This window comes from Peribacillus sp. SIMBA_075, from assembly GCF_046534585.1.
This window is the reverse complement of record NZ_JAWRYN010000895.1, coordinates 1-261: the sequence shown is the minus strand read 5'-3', so window position 1 is coordinate 261 and position 261 is coordinate 1. Positions and strand designations below refer to the sequence as shown.

The window sequence follows — 261 nt, the reverse complement described above, 5'->3', positions numbered from 1 at the left end:
CTAAAACTTTTCTATCCATTAAAATAACATCCTCATTGTTTCTGGCATCTCCTTAATAACTGAAATTAATGTACCTCTCATCTCTTTGTGTTCTTGCTCCCACTCATGTTCATTTTCAATAACGAATTTATCGAACTCAATAAAGCTAACAAATCTCTCTTCTTGTGACACTCTTTCAATATTTAATTGATGTAGTGATGAAAAACCAATTGCTTTAAACCACTCAACGAAGTAACTATCGTTGCTACTTTTATCTAATAG

1 protein-coding gene is annotated in these 261 nt (G+C 31.4%); it reads right to left on the bottom strand.

What is annotated here, in order from left to right; all coding sequences use genetic code 11:
• Positions 1 to 18: 18 nt before the first annotated feature.
• A partial coding sequence (locus tag SB775_RS30840) for a hypothetical protein (RefSeq protein WP_410865067.1) occupies positions 19 to 261 on the bottom strand: 243 nt, incomplete at its 5' end.